Raw genomic sequence first — 3,235 nt, 5'->3', positions numbered from 1 at the left:
CCTTGTGGGTGTCGATCCCGCCGACCACCCGCCGCTTGTTCGACTGCTTGGCCATGTACAACCTTCGGGACCTGGGGGGAAGATGAGGGAGGTGGTGCGTGCCGGACGGCCGGGCGGGCAGACCAGTGACGAGACACAGTCTTGGCACAGGCTCCTATCAGGCCACGTTCCGGCCGAACCCGGCACGCACCATCGGAGACACTCCAGGCGAGGCGACAGATCAGCCCGAGGACACCCGAAGGCACGGGGTCAGGGTGAGTTTGGGTCAGCCTCAACGGAACACCTCCTGTCACAGCTATTCCACCCGAACCACCGGGTGCTGCTGCTCCCTCAAGTCTCACTGGGTGGGAGAACCACGGCGCTGTGACGCAGGTGACTCGACCGTGTGACCTGCTTGGGGGGTGAGCGCGTGTCTCGGTCGGGGTTGCGGTGGGTTAGGATGTCGGTTGGCAAAGGGGCGGCGTCTGTTCAGGCGCAGGGTTTCGTGCCGAAAGTGATGTGGGGGCTCCGGTGAAAGTCGTGGGCTTCTTAGCCCGATCCTGGCGATGCGCGCATGTGCGTGACTGTCGTGCAGGTCGGGTATCCTTGCGTGGCCGGTGAGTTTCGTCGGCCTCCAGGCGGAGTAGCTCAGTCAGGCAGAGCAAACGGCTCATAATCGTTGTGTCGCCGGTTCAAGTCCGGCCTCCGCTACTACCCTGCCGGGTCCCCCTCCATAGGAGCCCGGTCCGGGTTTGTCCAGAGTCCCAAACGTAGAAAGGCACTCCCACGTGGCTGCCACAGACGTTAGGCCGAAGATCACGTTGGCCTGCCAGGAGTGCAAGCACCGCAACTACATCACGCGGAAGAACCGGCGTAACGACCCGGATCGGCTTGAGCTGAAGAAGTACTGCCCGAACTGCAAGACGCACCAGGCCCACCGCGAGACCCGCTAACCCTTCCCTCGTCCTCGCCCTGCGACTCGATCGGCATAGGCGAGGTTGAGGCGGCCGTCGCCGCCGCGTGACCGGTGGCGACGCCCTGGGGTGGGCACCACGGGTGACGGCGGCAGGGAGCATGGTGATCCGGCCGGTTTCCGAGGCCGGGTCTCCTGCCCAGGTCGCTGGGGGGTTTAGCCTCACTCACCTGTACGGGCACAATAACCGACGCCTCATTCACGGGTACGCCGGTTTGCGAGACGTAACGCTTTCATGCGTCACGTTCAGGTGATGGAGAGCACGTGCCGAGGCATTTAGCGGCATGGGCTGGAATAGCTTTCGCGCTGGCGGCTGACGAGTCGCTGGTAGCGGATGCGCGGCTGGAGAGCTGATCGCCTGCCATCCGCTGGGCGGGGTGAAGGTCCTGGTCGGGTCGGGGCTGAGATTCTCCATTACGACATGACTGAAAACACCCGGCCCTTCCGGTGACACCACGATCCATGTGAGTTCCGTGGGGCCTGTCGTCCCAGGTCATAGCATCCTGGGCGAGTGATCCACGATCACGACGAGATAGCCTGCCCACAGCAGGGCGGTGAACAGCAGGTTGGCCGCGAGCAGCCGGGTCGGGAACCTCGTCGCAGGCCTCTGGCCCCGAGGCCTTCCGGATCAAGCGCATCCGGCCGGGACAAGGTCGGGAATCTCGTCGCGGGCCTCCGGTCAGGCGGACGAACAGGTCCTGCATGGCGGTGTCGTTCCCCGAATGCGTGTCAGAGCCATTTCCCGGTGGCCGGTCTCACGCTGCCTGCTTTCCTTTGTTGTCGGGCTAAAGCAGGTCATTAGTGCATTTGGCGAACCGGCGTACCCGTGAATGGGGCGCCGGTTTGTTGTGTCCGTACAGGGAGTTCGGGGTGGGCTTGGCGGGGCCCGACAGCGGTGGTTGAGGGGTGGGCTGGTTACGGTGGGGAATGGCCGCGCAGACAACGGAACCTTGTTCTGTTAGTGTCGGCTTCGTTGTCTCTTGCCGCCGAAGGAGTACCGTCCGATGGCTTTGAATCGCGATTTCCTCGGGCGGGCGTACGCCTCGTCCGTTCCCTACGAGGTCAGCCGCGTGAAGATCAAGGAGTTCGCGACCGCCATCGGCGACTCGAACCCGATCTACCGGGACCGGGAGGCCGCGATCGCCGCCGGGCATCCGGATGTGGTGGCTCCGCCGACGTTCCCCATTGTCTTCACTCTGTCCGGGGCCGGGGAGGCGCTCTCCGATCCGGAGTTCGGGTTGAACTACGCGATGGTGGTGCATGGGGAACAGCGATTCTCCTACCAGCGTCCGATCTACGCGGGTGACCAGCTGCTCTGCACGTCGACGATCTCAGAGATTCGCAGCGTGGGGCGTAATGAGTTCCTGACGGTCAAGAGCGACATCACGACCGTGGCTGGGGAGCAGGTCTGCACGACGTACAACGTTATTGTCGAGCGTGGAGGGGCGGCGTAACCATGGCTGCGACGATCAAGTACGACGAGGTCGAGGCCGGACAGGAGATCCCGGCGGTGGAGTACACGGTGCGCCGGGTGAACCTCGTCATGTACGCCGGGGCGTCCGGCGACTTCAACCCGATCCACTGGAACGAGCGTTTCGCCAAGTCTGTGGGGTTGCCCGATGTGATCGCACACGGGATGTTCACCATGGCAGAAGGCGGTCGATTCGTCACCGATTGGGCCGGGGATCCGGCCGCGGTGGTCGACTACGGCGTGCGATTCTCGTCAATGGTGGTCGTGCCGGACGACGAGAATGGCGCGACACTCGTGGTCAGCGGCGTGATCGAGGAAAAGCTAGAGGACAAGCGGGTCCTCGTCACGCTGACCGCCAAATCGGGCGACTCACGGGTCCTCTCCAAGGCCCGCGCCGTGGTGCAACTCTCCTGACCAGATGGCGCGGGTTCTCCTGATCGGTCCGCGCGGTTCCCCGTTCACATGGTGTAGATCTCCTGCCGAGGTGGTCCGGCTTTCCCATGATCAGGCGATTGCCGGCGTCGGTGAGTGACGCTGTGATCCCCAGGGCGGGTGACCGGTGTGGTGCGGTTCTCCTGATGAGCCGGTTTGTTGCTCCTGTTCGGGTGGCGTGGCTCCCTTGATCAGGTGGTCGGCGGTGTTGGTGTGCGGCGCTGTGATCCCCTCAGGGCGGCTGGCCGGTGTGGTGCGGTTCTTCTGACGGGCCGGTTTGTTGCTCCTGTTCGGGTGGCGTGGCTCCCTTGATCAGGTGGTCGGCGGTGTTGGTGTGCGGCGCTGTGATCCCCTCAGGGCGGCTGGCCGGTGTGGTGCGG

Annotated in this window: 3 protein-coding genes and 1 tRNA gene; all 4 read left to right on the top strand. The window is 64.3% G+C overall.

What is annotated here, in order from left to right:
• Positions 1-616 precede the first annotated feature (616 nt).
• The 4 genes from Amac_RS53350 to Amac_RS53335 all read left to right on the top strand — a co-directional run bounded on the left by Amac_RS53350 (position 617) and on the right by Amac_RS53335 (position 2,837).
• A tRNA-Met gene (locus Amac_RS53350) sits at positions 617-690 on the top strand.
• Between the two features lie 77 nt (positions 691-767).
• Positions 768-932 (top strand): 50S ribosomal protein L33, encoded by a 165-nt coding sequence (gene rpmG / locus Amac_RS53345; RefSeq protein WP_030921771.1) that lies wholly within the window; start codon positions 768-770, stop codon positions 930-932.
• 1,024 nt (positions 933-1,956) lie between these two features.
• A complete protein-coding gene (locus tag Amac_RS53340) occupies positions 1,957-2,406 on the top strand; it encodes a MaoC family dehydratase N-terminal domain-containing protein (protein ID WP_155362072.1) in 450 nt (149 codons plus the stop codon).
• A 2-nt stretch (positions 2,407-2,408) separates the two neighbouring features.
• Positions 2,409-2,837, top strand: a complete 429-nt coding sequence (locus tag Amac_RS53335) for a MaoC family dehydratase (RefSeq protein ID WP_155362071.1) — start codon at positions 2,409-2,411, stop codon at positions 2,835-2,837.
• The last annotated feature ends 398 nt before the right edge of the window (positions 2,838-3,235 follow it).

The organism is Acrocarpospora macrocephala (assembly GCF_009687865.1).
Classification (GTDB): domain Bacteria; phylum Actinomycetota; class Actinomycetes; order Streptosporangiales; family Streptosporangiaceae; genus Acrocarpospora; species Acrocarpospora macrocephala.
Note: the sequence above shows the minus strand (reverse complement) of the source record. Positions and strands in the feature narration are given on the sequence as shown.